Source organism: Idiomarina sp. ST20R2A10, from assembly GCF_051842345.1.
GTDB classification, from domain to species: Bacteria; Pseudomonadota; Gammaproteobacteria; order Enterobacterales; family Alteromonadaceae; genus Idiomarina; species Idiomarina loihiensis.
Window position 1 is genome coordinate 99,327 of sequence record NZ_JBNIEY010000003.1, and the last position, 15,925, is coordinate 115,251.

Below are 15,925 nucleotides of genomic sequence, written 5' to 3' on the forward strand. Positions count from 1 at the left end.
CATTATACGGGATCACAGCCTTTTTGTCGCTTATTTCGCCGGGTGAGGTAAGCCTGTTGCTCTTTATTTTAAATGCTATAAGGTAAATTAGAATGGTTGTTATGTTTTGTTGCATGTTCTAAGGTGCCATGTCTTTTAGTACAAAATTTAATCATATATTGTAAAGAGCCACATCAATCGTTGTAAAAATGTAATATGAGAAGAATATAAGAAGAAAAGTACAGTAATAAAATAAGCTTTTAGGTTTAGGGAGGGCTGTTATGGGACGTTATACGCGGTTAGCTTTAATCGAACACCAAAAACGTACGCAGAACTTAGGGTTGCTGGCAGGATCCTTAGAGATATCAGTCGTCCATCGTGCATTTTCTCAACTTGTTGATCGTTCGCCAGAGCCGGAAACCATGGTGGCTTATTCGCTGGGATCGGAGCAGTTATCTCGTTCCCACATTACCAGTGAAATTGCTGCATTAACCAAAACTTATCCGTTGTTTTTAGTTAATGCGAGAAAAGACGATGTTCGTCCTATTCAGGCTCTGAACCTTGGTGCCCGAGGTATCATCTATGAAAACGACCATTTAGATCGGGTACTGACCGCGATAAAAGTGATTAGCCAGGGGGAGCTTTATTATCCGCGTTCATTGCTTTCAGATAAAATTGAAGAAATGATGCTGCGGCGACAAGCGGATGACTCTTTTACTACTGTGTCTCAAATTAATTCCCTTACGCCACAAGAGTTAAAAATTATAGAGTTGGTTGCTACCGGAGCTCGCAATAAAGAAATTGCTGAGCACTTAAACATCAGTGCCCATACGGTGAAAACACACTTGTCTTCCATTTTTCGAAAGACCGGGGCGCGTAACCGGGTCGAATTACTAAAGTGGTCCAGTTACGCGACATCCGTTTAACTCTGGTTAGCTCTCTGCACGCCAGTACCCCATGTCCAGGCCTTTTTCTATTAACTCTACCAGCGCTCGTTCCATCGCTTGTTTTACTGACAATTGAACCGGTTCGTTGGTTGAATAACCGCCTTCGAATTCGGCCAGACGGTTGAGAGATACATAGCGAAACAGACCCGCCCGGAGCTCCTGTGAGAACACTTTTTTACTTGCCGATACCGATACCAGTACCTGCCCGCTGTAAACGTCTACTGCTCGTAAATAGACGGATACCTGGTCTTCCCGGTAGAGCTCTGATGCACCAATACCAAAATATTCTGCGCCGATGCCGCCAGTGCTGACATTGGTATCGTAGCTTATAATACCGCCTTCCAGCAGCAACCTGGCCTCACTTAACGGGGGCAGCTCTTTATTTTTACTGGAGTTATGTATCTTTCGTTCGGTTAACAAGTTTTGCAGGTTTTCACGCTCCATAGGTAAGAACCAACCTGACTCCAGTAACATTTGAGTGAGCATAGAGGTTGCTCCCTGAGTTACTGCGGTAGAAAAGCTGGAAACATTAGCCTGTGGTTTATACTGCCCAGTTTGGTCCCTAAAGGCATAAACCGATACCGGAATACGGGTCTGGGGTAATGGGCTTTGCTTCAAAGTTGTCATTGTTGAGCTGGGCGCGTCAATTTCAGCGGGCTTTACATTGATGTCCGTTGGCTTGGGCATTAACGCGCAGCCGCTCATAACAAGTGACGCTAAAATGAGGAAAATTTTACGCATGATTATTCTCCTCACTTATATTGAAGGCATGGTGATAACAGTCTGTTCACCGCTGCCGTTATGAGTGATGTAGACAATAACGCTACCGTCTGGCTGACCAACAACTTCAACCGTGTACTCACCTGTGTCATACAGGCCTTCAACAATTTCGCCATCCGCAATACGGCGGGTAAGTGAATTGATGATATTACGCTCTAACGCTTCGCGGAAACGGTCAACAAAAGAGCGGGCGGAATCAGGTGCTGAATGAGCATTCTGACTTTGTGCTTTTTGTAATAAAAAACTCCCGTTCATTGGGTTTCCACCAAAGCTCGGGTTAATAGGTTGATAGACAATTTCAGTTGCTGCGGCATTTACTGCCACAAGCAAACAACCAATGAAGAGCCAACGTAATTTCATAATCTGCGCCTTTAAAAATTATTATCTTGTGGCGTATCAAATACAGAGTCCGCTTTTACTCGCGCGACTTCGTTAATACTGATCAAAATGGCTTTCTCGGCCATTTTCTTGACATCGTTTTGCCGTCTTCCGAAGTAAGTCTGGAATATCTTGGTTTGCTCCATCTCCACCCACAAATAGGTGCCAGCCTGGGGGTAGACCTGCTCGTGAATAACAACGGTAATACCGTTGGTTGAGGGAATGTCACGCCAATAGCTGGTGTAGTAGAAGAAGAAGTCTTTACCGAAACGTGAAATGGTTCGGTCCAGCACCATGCCGCCAAGCTCTATTTCGTCAGCCTGACTAACCGGAGTAAACAGCAGAACGATTAGAATGAGTTTCTTTAGCATAAGGACTAAGAAAGCGGCCGCACAAAGTGGCGCAGCCGCTAACCTTACTTCTTAGTATTGAACAACAGTAGCGACGTTGTAGTCGCCTTGCTGATACACACTCATAGTGTTGCTGTCACTGGCCTGACCGCCGGTAACAACGTTGTAGTCACCTACTTGCTGAATATCGACGCTGCCATTACTGCCGCCAACAATGAACGAGCCGTCATCTCCGGCGATAACGTTGCTGTTACCTTCTTGATAGAAGCTGATTAGGTTCTCATCGCCACCAATAATGGTATCGATTAAGTTAATATCGCCTTGTTGTTCAGAACCTAACGTGTTGCCTGAGGTAGTGCCTGCGTCGTAAGAGTAAGCCAGGGTTACGTTACCGTCACCAACCTGGTTGGACATGACATCGTTGTCGTCGCCCACAAACACAACTTCGGCTGTGTTTGCATCACCGCGCTGACGGCTTTGGATATCGTTAGAAACGCCCTGTACAGCCACTCCGTTAAAGTTGTCATCACCACGGCTGCTGACCATAATGTCATTTTGCTCACCGTAAGACTCACCGACAGCAGTGTTGTTATCGCCTGTTTGCTCAAGCTCAACATTATGCATGTCGCCTTCGGTTGCAAACACTGCGTAGTTATTGTCTCCGCGTTGGTATGCATCAATTAGGTTGTCGTTACCAATCATGCCATTCGCAGCTTCAACAACGTTTGAGCTACCTTGCTGCTGAACAACAATAAAGTTGGCTTCGCCCTGAATAGGCTGAATCAGGAATTCGTTTGCTGAACCGTCCTGAAATACATCAACAAAGTTTTCGTTACCCTGTAGGTCTTCGGCAATGAAAATGTTAGATGAACCATATTGTTGAGCATAAACCTCGTTATCATCACCTTCCGCACCAACAACGCCTGCAACGTTACCGTCACCTTCTTGTGATGCTTCAAAGGTATTGCGGTCACCGGTCGCATTGAAATAGCCTGACTCATTCAGTGAGCCAGACTGTTCACTCAAGAACAGGTTGTCACTGCCTGAAATCTGGAAGTTGCTCCAGTTGGAATCGCCAGACTGGTAAATTTCTGCTGTATTATAGTCTCCGCTGAGATCAATGGCGGCCTCGTTCGCATCACCTGACTGCTCAGCAACTGCGGTGTTGCCGTCGCCCTGAAGGAAAATGCTGGCAGAGTTCAAACTGCCTTCCTGATAAGCTGATAACCAGTTGTCATCACCAACGACATCGGCATTGAAAACGTTCCAGAGTCCAGACTGCTCACCTTCGACCAGGTTAAAATCGCCGGTAACATAGGCATAAGCTTCCTGCCAGTCGTCAAACTGCAGCAGTGATGTAACGTTATCGTCACCGTATTGGTCGGCATAGGCCCAGTGTGCGGCTCCGGCCTGTTCAACATAGACTTCGTTACCAACTTCAACGGCACCAGCCGATTCTTGATTAATAACGGCAATGTGGTTTTCGGCAACTGCACTACCCGCAAAGGCAATGCCTAAAGCAAGAGCGATAGCACTTTTCTTTATAAGTATTTTCGACATGATTGTTCTCCGTAATTGTTGTAATCAAAACTGCGTGATGGACATTTCAGCTGCAGAGCCTGATTGTTGGATAGTAATAGCATTGTCGCTACCCAGCTGTTGTAGCTGAATAAGGTTGCTATTTCCCAACTGCAGGATGGTTGCTGAATTACCGCGTCCTGATTGTTCTGCAGTGACAGAATTATTGAACCCTTGCTGTTCCAGGCTAAGAGTGTTTTCAAAGCCAGACTGAACCAAATACGCGTAATTTTGCTCGCCCGACTGGATAACTGAAGTGAGGTTATAAGATCCGAGTTGAGCAATTTCTGCATGGTTTGCAAGGGCCTGCCGCTCCAGTAACCCTGCTAATGCAACAGGAATGTCTTTTGCCACTCCGGGGAGTGAGACAAAAAGCAAAACCAATGCTGCTAAAAGTTGTTTTTTGTAAATCAAAGCGGAACACCTTTTGTTAATAATTCCGCTAACAAGAATAAGTGGTTCAGAGGCCTGAACAATCGTATGAAAGGGGTATTTTATATGACTAGTTCGTGATGTTTTTGAATTAAAATATCATTATATTTCAAATGCTTGATTTGTTAATTCTGCTTCTCTGCACCAAACGGCCTAGTCCTTTATTCGTATTTATGATCAGATTTCGTAAAGCTATATCTTTCGAGATACCTTTACGTCAAAAATATGCTAGTTATTTTGTAGTGCTTAAGTTTTAGGCACGACGATAACTCATAAAACAACAAGACAGAGGAAGCAAAATGGCTAATATTAAAAAGTTAGTCGTTGGTATTTCTATGGTGTTAGTCGCGGGTTCAGCTGCAGCGGCAACCGATAAGAAAGCTGATGATGATTCACTGCTGGTTATGTTTAAGCAGTCAGTGACGAAAGAGCAACGACAAGATTTGATTCAAAATGCAGGTGGCAGTTTACGCGCACTTGATGACAGCGGTCGTGATATAGCAATGCGTCATATTGCTGATGGCAGAATTGCGAAAGTTAAGGTGCGCAATGCGAAACAGCGCGATGCGTTAATAAAGCGTCTGTCTCAACACCCCCTGGTTGAGGTTGCTGAGCCTAACTACATTATTAATATTAAAGACTCAAAAGAGCCCGGATTTAATATACTTGCGACTCCAGATGATCCTGGTTTCGGTGATATGTGGGCGCTGGAGAACACCGGGCAGAGCGGCGGTACGCCGGGTGTGGATATTGATGCGCGGCCAGCCTGGGATATTACGACTGGCGACAGTAATATTGTTATCGGTGTCATCGACAGCGGTGTTGACTATACGCACCCGGATTTAGCCGGAAATATGTGGGTTAATCCCGGTGAAATCTGCGACAACGGCGAAGATGACGATGGCAACGGTGTTGTCGATGATTGCTATGGTTACTCGGCTATAACATCCAGCGGTGATCCAATGGATGAAAACGGCCATGGCACGCACGTTGCCGGAACCATTGGTGCAACATCAAACAATGGCGTGGGCGTTACCGGGGTTAACTGGGATGTGCAAATTATAGGTTGTCAGTTCCTCGATGCCGATGGTTATGGTAGTACAGCTGGCGCTATCGAGTGTATTGATTATATGGCCAATTTAAAGGTTAACCATGGGGTAAATTTGGTTGCGACTAATAACTCCTGGGGTGGCGGTGCTTATTCAGAGTCGTTAAAAACAGCCATCAGCGACAGTATTGATCAGGGTATTATGTTTGTTTCAGCGGCAGGGAACGATGGCATCGATGCAGACGTTACGGCAAGTTACCCTGGTGGGTACGATCTTGACGGTATTGTGAATGTTGCTAATACAACGCGTACCGACAGTATGTCCGGAACGTCAACCTATGGTCTGGAGTCTGTTGATTTAGGTGCTCCGGGTACTGAAATTCTTTCCACTTACTTAAATGATGGCTATGCAACGGCGAGCGGAACATCAATGGCCAGTCCACATGTTGCAGGTGTTGCTGCATTAGTCTGGTCAATTGACCCAAGCCTGACAATTGCCGAAGTGAAGCAAATTCTTATGGATTCCGGTGAGAGTATTCCTGCGTTATCGGGTAAAACGGTCTCCGGAAAGCGCCTGAATGCATTAAGTGCTTTAGAGGCTGCCGACCCTGATCCTGCTTACCGGTTAACTTTGTCTCCGGGCAGACAGGAAATTGTCGCTGGTGACAGCACAACCTTTACTCTGGATGTTGGCAGTATTGCAGATTGGTCGGGTACCGTTGATTTAAGTGTTGCGGCTGAGCCTGAACTGGATGTTTCGCTGTCCTCAAGTCAGGCTGACGAAGGAGACAGTGTCGATGTACAGGTGAATACAACCGATGAGACACAATGGGGTGAGTACAGCATCACTGTCAGTGGCTCAGATGTTGAAACGGGCGAAATTACCCGTGAAGTGAGCTCGGCTGTGTATGTTCTGCCGCAAGGTTTGTCAGACTTCTATTATGAAGACGCAGCAAATACGGATATTCCGGATGATGACAATGAGGGTATTTCGCGAGTCATTAATGTGCCTGAAACGGGTGTTGTTTTTGGTGCGGATGTGAGTGTTGATATTACTCATACCTGGCAGGGCGACCTGATTGTCAGCTTAACCTCGCCTGAAGGTACTGAGCATGTATTGCACGACCGTGCTGGTGGTAGTACTGAAGATTTAGTGCGCAGCTGGTCTGTTGATACCTTTAATGGTGAAGATATGACGGGTGACTGGACACTGACCGTTTCAGATAATGCCGGCGCTGATACAGGCACATTAAATCATTGGTCATTAACGTTAACGGCGGTGGAAGAAGATGATGGTTTGCCGGATGCGCCGGTTGCCAGCTTCGAAGCCAGTGTTGATGATTTAACCGTAACCTTTAGCAATACTTCGTCAGACAGTGACGGCGATATTGCCAGCTATTTCTGGGAGTTTGGTGACGGTAGCACATCGACTGAAGCTAACCCGGTTTACGCTTACTCTGAAGCCGGAATTTACGATGTAACATTAACGGTTACAGATGCAACTGAGCTGTCTGATAGCGTAACGCAGTCGGTTAATGTCAGCATAACGGACATTGAACTGAGTGTTTATCGTGCAACTCATTTGCGTAACGATACAACCTTAGTTGATTTACGCTGGAGCGGTGCTGCCGGAGATGTTGATCTTTACCGTGACGGTGAGTTTATCGAAACCCTGGATAATTCAGGTCGATACCGCGATCGCTTTAAGTCAGATGGTAGTGACGTAGTTTATGAACTGTGTGAAACCGGAACAGAAGCTTGTCAGTCAGCTACAGCCAGCTTCTAATGCTGAGTTGAGTTAGGCCAACAGTTGTAACGTATAAAGGGCACCAGTCGGTGCCCTTTTCTATGCTCAATTATACCTGGCGGTTAATTAAGGTTCATAGCGCGCTTCAAGATCGACGCCTGAGTATGCGCTGTAGGCAAAGACACCAATGTGCCAGTGACCTTCCTGAGGGTTGTCGATAGTGCAGACTTCTTCGTTTCCTGCATTATAAGGACGGCAGTCCCAGTTTGACTGAGTCGGCTGGCTGCCCTGACGCAGGTATAGATCCGCATCGCCGCTGCCACCAGTGATGGTTACTGTCAATGTAGACATGCCAGCCGGAACGTCCAGATAGAAGCGGTTCCACTCATTAGTGGACGCTGATAAGTCATCGACAGTGCCACCACCGCCAGATGAGCCGTCATCGCCACCATCATCGCCTCCATTATCACCGCCGTTTCCGCCGCCGGAAGCCAGTGCTACTGCCGCAGCGGCATCAACGATACCAGTACCGCAACCGTTGCAACTACCCGGGAAAGAGCGGGCTGAGTTACGCAGAATCTGCTCGATATCATCTGGTGTCGCTGCAGGATCAGCGGCTTTAATTAAAGCGGCCGCGCCTGCTACGTGAGGTGCTGCCATTGACGTGCCCTGGCTGTAGCCGTAGCTATCAGAGCCTGGTGTTGAAGTACCTGTGTTGTAAGTGGACAGCACACCGTTAGGGTCGTTAGCGCTTTGCATTGCACCGCCAGGTGCTGCAACGTCAACATTCGAACCATAATTTGAATAGTAAGCGCGATCGCCATTGCGGTCAGTAGAGGCTACGTTAACAACACCGTTACAGTTACCCGGATTGTAGTTGGTTGAGTTGTCGTTGCTGTTACCAGAAGCCACGACTACTGTAGCGCCGTTATTACGAGCGGTGTTGATTGCATTCTGGGTTGTGGTGGAGCAGGTACCGCTGCCGCCCAGACTCATGTTTAAGACATCGGCCGGGTTAGCATTAGGGCTTGTTCCCGGAACCGAACCGCCTGAGGCCCAGACAATACCGTCGGCAATATCGGCTGTGGTTCCGCCACAGCGACCAAGAACACGTACGGGTACAATTTTAGCGCCATAGGCAACGCCGGCGACACCGGTGGAGTTATTTGTTTCAGCGGCAATGGTTCCTGCAACGTGAGTACCATGCCAGCTCGAGTTTTGGTCCTGAGCCGGGTAGCCATTACCACAGGCTCCGGCACTGACCCAGTCGCCCGGATCTTGTGCGTCGCTGTCGCGGGCATCGCCGTCATTAGCGATAAAACTGTCTGAAATCATGTCGTAGCCGGGTAAAATATTGCCTACCAGGTCAGAGTGTGGGCGATAACCGGTATCGAGTACGGCCACAACAACGCCGCTGCCGTCGACTGAGTCCCACGCTGTTGGGACATTCAGTCCACCAACGCTTTCATAATAATGCCACTGATCGTCATAGTTAGGGTCGTTTGGTGTGGCAAAGTGGCGGAGGATTTTGTTTTCCTCTACAAATTCAACGTCGCTATCTGCTTTAAGTGACTGAAGGTATTCTTTTGTTTCTTCCGGGCTTAAGCGGCCTTGTGCTTTTACTACGAAATGTTGTTGTAGAGCCATTGAGCGCTCAAAAGCTATGCTTTTTCCGGTGCGCTTAGAAAGCACTGAGGTAAAGCCTCGCATTTGTTGGGCGACAGCCGCAGCATTTGACGATGGGTGCTCTGCCGATTGTTGTTGCATTTGCTGCACAACTTGAGAGCCATCCTTAAGCTTAACGATAAAGCTGGTTGCAGGTCCGTTTGACCGCTCTTTCAGCGATGGTGTTGCGCCATTATTGCCGTTATCAGATCCGTTCTGAGATAAGGTTTCAGCTGCTACGCTGGTGCCGGCTAACAAGCCTGACAGTGCGATAGCAATTAACGTCTTATGCTGTTTATTTTTTGTCATCATAAGATTCTCTTTGTTGTTTTTCTGTGAATTTAAAATTAGTGATAAACAGCATCACTAGATACGTAACGTTATGTTACATAAGTAGATTTTTTAGAGGATGGCTGAAAAGTAAACCATGCGAATAATGTGGGAATATAACTAATATTATATTTTTAGGGTTTTTGTTACCCCATGTTAACGTCTTGAAAGTCAGCGCTCACGCAAGTTGACGTCATTTTTAAAAATGACGAGTGATTTACACAACTTTACTTATATCGTTTTGTTATATTTTTATAGTAAAAATTAATTAACAGGAGCTGCATTTTTCTTCTGGCGCGTAAAAACGCGCTGATACGTCCGGGTGGGAGCGCTTTCTGCCTTTCATCACGTTTTCGCCAACGTTATGCAGCAAAGGGTTGCCCGGATCGCTGGTTGGCCCCTTAGCGTGTTTTGCTAAATGAGAAGGGAGTTTTAACACAGGAACCGAAGCATTAAGCTGAGCAGCCATGAAAAATGCCGATGAATAACGGGTAACCCCCGCTTTAGGGCTGGTAACACGATGGTTCGTCGCTTTTAAATAACCATTAGAAGCCAGCTCCAGTAATTCGCCAATGTTCACCACAAAGGCACCGGGACGCGGAGCCACCTTGTACCATTGTTGCTCGTACTCCACTTCCAGCCCGCTGTTTTCGTCCTGCAGAACCAGGGTGAGGTAGCCCGGGTCTTTATGCGCTCCAACACCCTGACCAGAGCCTTCTGGGCTACCGGGGTATTTAATAAGCTTAGTATGGCGGTAAGGGCCGTTGCTGATGGTTTCAGCCAATGCGTCAGCAGGTTGATCGAGACTTTCGCATAACGCCTCTAAAAGCTGCAGAGACACTTCGGTTAGCTTGTCCTGCCAGGACAACAACTGGGTTTTCATGGCAGGCAATTGCCGTGGCCACTGGTTCGGTCCTATGAGTTTTTGCCATTCATGGTCTATAGCGGACGCAGCCTGAGCAGGCAGTTCGTCCATGATATCAAATTGCTCACGACGGTCCGGCCGACCTGCCGTTAACTCCGAATAGTTTGCTGAATAGCCACGAAAATGCGGTGAATGAATCATTTGAACCTGTTTCTTTTCTGCATCACTGAGTGCAAAAAAGGTTTTAGCGGTGTCCAGTACCTTCACCTGTTCTGCCAGTGAAATACCGTGGTCTTCCAGGTAGAAGAAGCCAACATCACGCGCCGCTCTGCCAAGGTCAGCAATGAATTGCTGGCGGTCAGAGGCACTGAGATAAAGTTTTCGCATGGATAATACAGGTATCGGGCTTTGCATAATTGACTCAACAGTTTGTTTCTGCCGCTGAGTTTACGTTGCCATGCAGTACTAACTGAAGAATCAAAATCTTCTATGGTAGACAGCTTGGCTATATCAATAATCTGCAATTAAGCTGGCACTTATTTCTGCTAGTACTCGACCCGTAACAGCTGCCTGTGTAAAATCTTTGGGTCTTTAATTAACCAGTGAGAAATTCAGAATGGGTCGCGCCTATCAAAACCGAAAAGATTCAATTGCTAAAACGGCGAATGCAAAGAGCAAAGTCTATAGTCGTTATGGTCGTGAAATTTACGTTTGCGCCAAGCAAGGTGGTGGAGATCCTGATGGCAATCTCGCGCTCCGAGGCCTAATAGATCGGGCGAAAAAAGATCAGGTTCCTGCTCACGTTATCGAAAAAGCGATAGACAAAGCGCAGGGCGGAGCAGGAGAGGATTTTTCTCCGGCGCGTTACGAAGGCTATGGCCCCAGCAACTGTATGGTTATTGTAGAATGCTTAACCGATAACCCGAACCGCACCTTCGGCGATGTCCGTAACTGCTTTACCAAAAGTAAATCAAAAATTGGCGCTCAGGGCAGTGTTGCGCATTCATTTGATCACTGTGCGATTTTTGCCTTCAAGCACGACAATGAAGACGAAGTGCTGGAAGCCATGATGGAAGCTGATGTTGATGTTACCGACGTCGAATTCGAAGATGGTCTGGTTACCGTATTTGCGCCAAATACCGAGTACGCGGCAGCCCGTCAGGCCTTAACTCATGCGTTTCCTGATATTGATTTTGAAGCCGACGAAATTCAGTTTTTACCTCAAGTAACGACCAGTATAGCTGAAGATGATTTACCAATGTTTGAACGTTTGATGGATATGCTGAACGATTTGGATGACGTTCAAAACATTTACCATAATGCCGAACACTAGGTTGATGCAGATCAACTCGGTTATTCAGTAAACCTTATAAACTTCAGGGGTCTTCATTAACAAGGAGTTCCCCATGAAGCTTAAAGCATTATCGTGCGGTGTATTGTTAGGCTTGCTAAGCACTTCTGCATTAGCAAATGATTTTTCTATCAACGTTGGTGCCATCTCTGTCATGCCTGATGACAGCAGTAGTCACTTGAACGTTGTTGAGTCAGTAGCTGGTTTACCAGAGAACAGTACTGGCGCTGGTGTAAACACGAATACTCAGTTAGGTTTAACTTTTGATTATAAGTTAACTGAAAACTGGACGCTTGAACTGGTTGCAGCAACACCGTTCAGCCATGATATTACCGCAACAGGCTCGCTGGCGGGGCTGAAAATAGGTAAAACCAAGCACTTGCCACCAACCTTGCTGGCGCAATATCATTTCGATATCGACAGTGAAATGTTTAAACCTTTCGTCGGTATTGGTGTTAACTACACAGCTTTCTTTGATGAGCAAGTCGACCCACAGTTGCGCTCAACGTTAGGCGACCTAGGTGTTGTTACTGATAATGACGATGTCTCTTTAGCCCTGAAAAACAGCTGGGGCTATGCTCTGCAAGCGGGTGTAAATGTCGATCTGAGTGAAAACTGGGGTCTTCATTTCATGGTTAGCCGCATGGATATCGATACTACGGGTGATGTTCGTGTGAACGGTAATACCATTGAAAGTGTTGATGTTGATATCGACCCTTACGTTGCTATGGCCGGTGTTCGCTATAACTTCTAAAGCCTTTGCGCCGCTCGCCCCCGGGCGGCGCATTTTTAATGTGGCGAGCGTTTCGACAATTTGCGCTGTAACGTACGCCGATGCATTCCCAGTTCTCGTGCTGTCTTAGAAACATTCCCCTGATTATCGGTAAGCACTCTTTGAATATGCTCCCACTCAATTTGAGTTGGCGTTAAACGGTTTATCGAAGCGTCTTCTAACTCCAGTTTCTCATTAGTAAAGCGACGTAGTAATTCACTGGTACCCACGGGTTTCGTTAGGTAGTCCGTTGCGCCGCGCTTCATCGCCTCTACGGTTGTTGCAATACTCGCGTAGCCGGTTAGTACCACTAAGTGACAGGGAGAGTAGCGTTCTTTGAGTGGTTGAATAAGTGCCAATCCATTGTCGTCGCCCAGCATCATATCCAGCAGAATACCGTCAAAATGACCTTCTAGCGCTAGTGCCTGATCACCCGAGTGTGCCATTTGCACCAAAACACCATGATGTTCGAGACGCCTCTGCAAAATGCCGCAGAAACCCTCATCGTCATCAATAATAAGCAGCCGGAATTTATTCATAGGCTGTTACCGGTAAAAGAACCAACGTGAGCGTGCCCTCGGGAGTGGATTTCCAGCTGACCTGACCACCAAGCCGTTCAAGTGTGGCGTGGCTGATAACCGCGCCAATACCCATACCATTTTCACTTAAGGTCATTGATTTGCCTATTTTTCGTTGTTGCGACTGGCTTAACCCATCACCATTATCGAGAATGTGGATGGTGAGCCGAGGATTCGCGTCAACGAACGTCAGGTTGAGTTGCACGGACACGGTCAACTGATGACTACGCTCGCCAGCGCTAATAGCATTAATGACCAGGTTGGCGATAGCCGGAAATAGAGTGCGGTCGGCGCTAATAATGGCGTCTTTCAAGCGCTCGGGACATTGCCAGTTGACCTGAGCATCGGGTCGGGCAATTCGCAGAAGCTGGCGTAACTGAGTAATAATTTCCCCGACAGTGTAGTTGTGCTGGCGCCTGGTGCGCACGTCCTCAGCAGCGTCCCGCCATTGTTCAAGGCTGGCTTCAACTTTGTCCAGGTGTTCACTGAATTCTCGTTTTAGTGACAGCTCAATATCGCATTCCTGAAGTTCTTCGTTGAGTAACCGTAACGACTGCACAGGAGTGGCAACGTCATGAGTTAACTGAGCTGCGGCTGCACCTATGGTCAAAAGCTGTTCGTCGCGCAGCTGGCGTTCACGTGCATTCTGTAATGCTTTTTCTGACTGAAACCATTGCCGCTTTAGGTAGTACATTGATAAAGCAATAATAGCCGCTGCAATCACAAAACCGCTGACCATACCCATGGCGTGTTTCAGCATCTCGTCGCTTAAGGCATGGGCGGTGTGACTTTGCTGTCCGGGCAAAAGTGAAGGTAAGCCTATTTGCGCAACCTGCCCCAGAATGCTTATCAACACCACAATCAAAGCAAAAGTTGGTGGTAACAATAAAAACGCGATGACGATAAATATCAGTAATAACGAAGTGAACGGATTACTGATACCACCATTAAAGGCAACCCAGAGGTTGCCCAGTACTATGTCCAGACATAAGGCTAAGCACAATGGCCAGGCTCTATGAGTAATAAATTTATAGGTCAGTAATGTCAGCATCGGGCTTAAAAGTGGTAGTTGGTCTGCAGCCAGACAGTACGACCCGGCTCATTAACTTTGTCAATTTGCTGGTATCCTGAAATGCTGGCGGCGGAGCGACTCAAGTGCTCTGCATAGGTTTTATCCAGTATATTATCGACTCCTAAACTTAGCTGCCACTTTGGATCAATTTTCCAGTCGATATTTGCCGATAAAACACCATAACCCGGGCTATTACCGATATCATAGCCAATGACATTGCCCTGATTCACTGCTGTGCGCTCTTGTTTATCCACCAGGCGCCAGAGCAAAGAGTAAGTCAGTGCGTTGTGGCGGTAATCAGTGGCAATACGCAGTTCATCAGCAGGTTGCTGCGGCAGATAGTTATCATCGGTTTTATTACTTCCGCGGGTTATGGCCAGTGCTGATGACACCGACCAGGCTTGGGTCAGTTGGTAACTTAAGGTTGTTTCCCCGCCCCAGGTTCGGGCATTAATATTACGGACGGTATCCGGCTGCATCATCATGCCTTTTTGCAAAAGAATAAAGTCATCGACCCGACTGTAGAAAATGGACGCGTCCAGTCGCCATTTATCGGTGTTTATATCGAGACCAATATCCCATTGTTGGTTGGTCTCTGCGCCGGTGTAAAAAGCCGATTCTGACGTTGGTGACTGGCGGCTGTTACCAATGGCCTCCCAGTAGTCCGGGAACCGCTCCGCCTGACCCCAACCCGCATACCAATAACCATTTTTAAGCTGTTTTTCTATACGAAGAAACCCGCTATGAAGGTTCTCACTGCGTGTTTCATTCGCCGTGGGGTTGGATTGAGCCGGAGCTGACATAGGTTGAATGTCGGTGCGCTTGTCTGTCATTTTCCAGTGATCAAGCCGATAACCGCTGACTAACTGCCATTCTTGATCTATAGAGTGGCGGTATTCTGCATAAATGCCATCTTGCTCAATAAAAGCGTCATCAACTCGGTTAAGGCTTTCAAATGGTTGGTTCAACTGATCTTTGCTGGAACGGTTACGGTGATCTGACTCATTATGTTCAAGCCCAGTTTTGAGTTGCCCGGAAGGGTTTAACTGCCATTCGGAGGCAAGTTTAAAACCACGGGAATATCTATCCGGATTACTTGCCGTTGGGTTGGGCATCATCATCGACGGGGTAAACTCGCGCAACGAATAGTTGTCCATAACGTGGTCAATGGTATTGAAATAGGCATTAACAGAAAGTTCTTCGAGCGAACGGTTGTCAGGTTGCCATTGGTAATTCAGTGCGACGCTTTCACGGTCAAAGAGCACCCCATCCATACTGCGATCGGCGTAGGCTGCCTCGCCATCGCTGACGCCAAGTTTGAGCATCAGACGATGCTGCCGTGACGGTGTCCAGGCAAGGTCAATATCGCCACTCCAGCGCTCATACTGGCTGTTAATGCTATTACCCGAGCCATCTTCGTAGTCATCGGCGGTTGCGGTAGAAGCGTTTACCCGCACGTAGCCGGGCTGTGCCCCCCAGGTTAAATCCGCCGTAGCATTCAGGCGGCCGTACTGCGCCGTGGTGGAATTTAAGTAACCGGTAAACTCCGGTATCTCAAAAAACGTTGCTTCGCGCTCAAAATGAATAGATGCCGCTGAACCGGCGAACAATACGGTTTGTGGGCCCTTAACAATCGTCACGCTGTCATAACTTTGTGGGGTTATGTACGCCGTTGGCGGATCCATGCGGCTGCTACACCCACCCTGCAGCATTTGTCCGTCATTAACTATGGTCAGTCTGCCAGCTCCCATTCCCCGGAATAATGGGTCAGCAGAGGCTCCACCTTTGCGGGTTGCACTAAATCCCGCAACGCTTTTTAAAAAATCACCGGCATCGTGAGCAGGCAGCGGTTGTCTGGGTTGTTTCGAATCGACCACCCATTCACTGGGCGACTGCATCGATTCGCCAATAATGACAATTCTTTCCTGAATATCGGTGGTTTCGTTAGCGTAACTGATAATTGGCAAGAGTAAGCAAGTTGCCAGAGGATAAATAGCTTTCATACGACATTGTCCTTTAATAAGGTAATGTCGCTATTATTCTCTATTTTTTA

General features: G+C 47.3%; 14 protein-coding genes. 4 read left to right on the plus strand and 10 right to left on the minus strand.

Annotated elements, in window-relative coordinates; translation table 11 throughout:
• The first annotated feature begins 260 nt into the window (after positions 1 to 260).
• Complete coding sequence (locus ACP7H9_RS06230; protein ID WP_439222374.1) at positions 261 to 905, plus strand: response regulator transcription factor; 645 nt, start codon at positions 261 to 263, stop codon at positions 903 to 905.
• A gap of 6 nt (positions 906 to 911) precedes the next feature.
• Here the strand turns inward: ACP7H9_RS06230 and ACP7H9_RS06235 are convergent, their stop codons facing one another.
• The 5 genes from ACP7H9_RS06235 to ACP7H9_RS06255 are packed head-to-tail and all read right to left on the minus strand — an operon-like array spanning position 912 to position 4,426.
• A complete protein-coding gene (locus ACP7H9_RS06235; protein ID WP_181813908.1) occupies positions 912 to 1,670 on the minus strand; it encodes a CsgG/HfaB family protein in 759 nt (252 codons plus the stop codon).
• Positions 1,671 to 1,682: 12 nt separating this feature from the next.
• Positions 1,683 to 2,066 carry a curli assembly protein CsgF gene (locus tag ACP7H9_RS06240; protein WP_114981732.1) on the minus strand — a complete coding sequence of 128 codons (384 nt, stop codon included), beginning with the start codon at positions 2,064 to 2,066 and terminating at the stop codon, positions 1,683 to 1,685.
• Between the two features lie 11 nt (positions 2,067 to 2,077).
• Entirely contained in the window at positions 2,078 to 2,455 is a 378-nt protein-coding gene (locus ACP7H9_RS06245) for a curli production assembly/transport protein CsgE (RefSeq protein ID WP_114981731.1), read from the minus strand.
• A gap of 51 nt (positions 2,456 to 2,506) precedes the next feature.
• Positions 2,507 to 3,994 carry a hypothetical protein gene (locus ACP7H9_RS06250; RefSeq protein WP_439222375.1) on the minus strand — a complete coding sequence of 496 codons (1,488 nt, stop codon included), beginning with the start codon at positions 3,992 to 3,994 and terminating at the stop codon, positions 2,507 to 2,509.
• 24 nt (positions 3,995 to 4,018) lie between these two features.
• Entirely contained in the window at positions 4,019 to 4,426 is a 408-nt protein-coding gene (locus ACP7H9_RS06255; protein WP_114981729.1) for a curlin subunit CsgB, read from the minus strand.
• A gap of 317 nt (positions 4,427 to 4,743) precedes the next feature.
• Here ACP7H9_RS06255 and ACP7H9_RS06260 point away from each other — a divergent pair, with 317 nt between their 5' ends.
• Complete coding sequence (locus tag ACP7H9_RS06260) at positions 4,744 to 7,278, plus strand: S8 family serine peptidase (protein ID WP_114981728.1); 2,535 nt, start codon at positions 4,744 to 4,746, stop codon at positions 7,276 to 7,278.
• 87 nt (positions 7,279 to 7,365) lie between these two features.
• Here ACP7H9_RS06260 and ACP7H9_RS06265 read toward each other — a convergent pair whose 3' ends face one another.
• Together ACP7H9_RS06265 and ACP7H9_RS06270 are read right to left on the minus strand one after the other, a co-directional pair.
• On the minus strand, positions 7,366 to 9,216 hold the full coding sequence (locus ACP7H9_RS06265) for a S8 family peptidase (protein WP_439222376.1): 1,851 nt from the start codon (positions 9,214 to 9,216) through the stop codon (positions 7,366 to 7,368).
• A 286-nt stretch (positions 9,217 to 9,502) separates the two neighbouring features.
• A complete protein-coding gene (locus tag ACP7H9_RS06270) occupies positions 9,503 to 10,513 on the minus strand; it encodes an isopenicillin N synthase family dioxygenase (RefSeq protein WP_439222377.1) in 1,011 nt (336 codons plus the stop codon).
• A gap of 202 nt (positions 10,514 to 10,715) precedes the next feature.
• On the opposite strand from ACP7H9_RS06270, the gene ACP7H9_RS06275 reads away from it, so the two are divergent.
• Together ACP7H9_RS06275 and ACP7H9_RS06280 are read left to right on the plus strand one after the other, a co-directional pair.
• Positions 10,716 to 11,432, plus strand: a complete 717-nt coding sequence (locus ACP7H9_RS06275) for a YebC/PmpR family DNA-binding transcriptional regulator (protein ID WP_034819029.1) — start codon at positions 10,716 to 10,718, stop codon at positions 11,430 to 11,432.
• Positions 11,433 to 11,505: 73 nt separating this feature from the next.
• Positions 11,506 to 12,204, plus strand: a complete 699-nt coding sequence (locus tag ACP7H9_RS06280; protein ID WP_034819027.1) for an OmpW/AlkL family protein — start codon at positions 11,506 to 11,508, stop codon at positions 12,202 to 12,204.
• A gap of 35 nt (positions 12,205 to 12,239) precedes the next feature.
• Here ACP7H9_RS06280 and ACP7H9_RS06285 read toward each other — a convergent pair whose 3' ends face one another.
• From ACP7H9_RS06285 to ACP7H9_RS06295, 3 genes are read right to left on the minus strand one after another with little or no spacing between them, the layout of a single operon-like run.
• On the minus strand, positions 12,240 to 12,761 hold the full coding sequence (locus ACP7H9_RS06285) for a response regulator transcription factor (protein ID WP_034819025.1): 522 nt from the start codon (positions 12,759 to 12,761) through the stop codon (positions 12,240 to 12,242).
• Positions 12,754 to 13,851 carry a sensor histidine kinase gene (locus tag ACP7H9_RS06290; RefSeq protein ID WP_235598905.1) on the minus strand — a complete coding sequence of 366 codons (1,098 nt, stop codon included), beginning with the start codon at positions 13,849 to 13,851 and terminating at the stop codon, positions 12,754 to 12,756. Before ACP7H9_RS06290 ends, ACP7H9_RS06285 begins: the two co-directional genes overlap by 8 nt.
• Before the next feature lie 5 nt (positions 13,852 to 13,856).
• On the minus strand, positions 13,857 to 15,875 hold the full coding sequence (locus ACP7H9_RS06295) for a TonB-dependent copper receptor (RefSeq protein WP_034819023.1): 2,019 nt from the start codon (positions 15,873 to 15,875) through the stop codon (positions 13,857 to 13,859).
• Positions 15,876 to 15,925 lie beyond the last annotated feature (50 nt).

What these genes read in the sequence shown, in the direction of transcription:
- ACP7H9_RS06285 (WP_034819025.1), bottom strand. Translation starts at nt 12,761, where the DNA reads ATGAATAAATTCCGGCTGCTTATTATTGATGACGATGAGGGTTTCTGC.
- ACP7H9_RS06240 (WP_114981732.1), bottom strand. Translation starts at nt 2,066, where the DNA reads ATGAAATTACGTTGGCTCTTCATTGGTTGTTTGCTTGTGGCAGTAAAT.
- ACP7H9_RS06260 (WP_114981728.1), top strand. Translation starts at nt 4,744, where the DNA reads ATGGCTAATATTAAAAAGTTAGTCGTTGGTATTTCTATGGTGTTAGTC.
- ACP7H9_RS06295 (WP_034819023.1), bottom strand. Translation starts at nt 15,875, where the DNA reads ATGAAAGCTATTTATCCTCTGGCAACTTGCTTACTCTTGCCAATTATC.
- ACP7H9_RS06275 (WP_034819029.1), top strand. Translation starts at nt 10,716, where the DNA reads ATGGGTCGCGCCTATCAAAACCGAAAAGATTCAATTGCTAAAACGGCG.
- ACP7H9_RS06270 (WP_439222377.1), bottom strand. Translation starts at nt 10,513, where the DNA reads ATGCAAAGCCCGATACCTGTATTATCCATGCGAAAACTTTATCTCAGT.
- ACP7H9_RS06265 (WP_439222376.1), bottom strand. Translation starts at nt 9,216, where the DNA reads ATGATGACAAAAAATAAACAGCATAAGACGTTAATTGCTATCGCACTG.
- ACP7H9_RS06280 (WP_034819027.1), top strand. Translation starts at nt 11,506, where the DNA reads ATGAAGCTTAAAGCATTATCGTGCGGTGTATTGTTAGGCTTGCTAAGC.
- ACP7H9_RS06290 (WP_235598905.1), bottom strand. Translation starts at nt 13,851, where the DNA reads ATGCTGACATTACTGACCTATAAATTTATTACTCATAGAGCCTGGCCA.
- ACP7H9_RS06230 (WP_439222374.1), top strand. Translation starts at nt 261, where the DNA reads ATGGGACGTTATACGCGGTTAGCTTTAATCGAACACCAAAAACGTACG.
- ACP7H9_RS06250 (WP_439222375.1), bottom strand. Translation starts at nt 3,994, where the DNA reads ATGTCGAAAATACTTATAAAGAAAAGTGCTATCGCTCTTGCTTTAGGC.
- ACP7H9_RS06245 (WP_114981731.1), bottom strand. Translation starts at nt 2,455, where the DNA reads ATGCTAAAGAAACTCATTCTAATCGTTCTGCTGTTTACTCCGGTTAGT.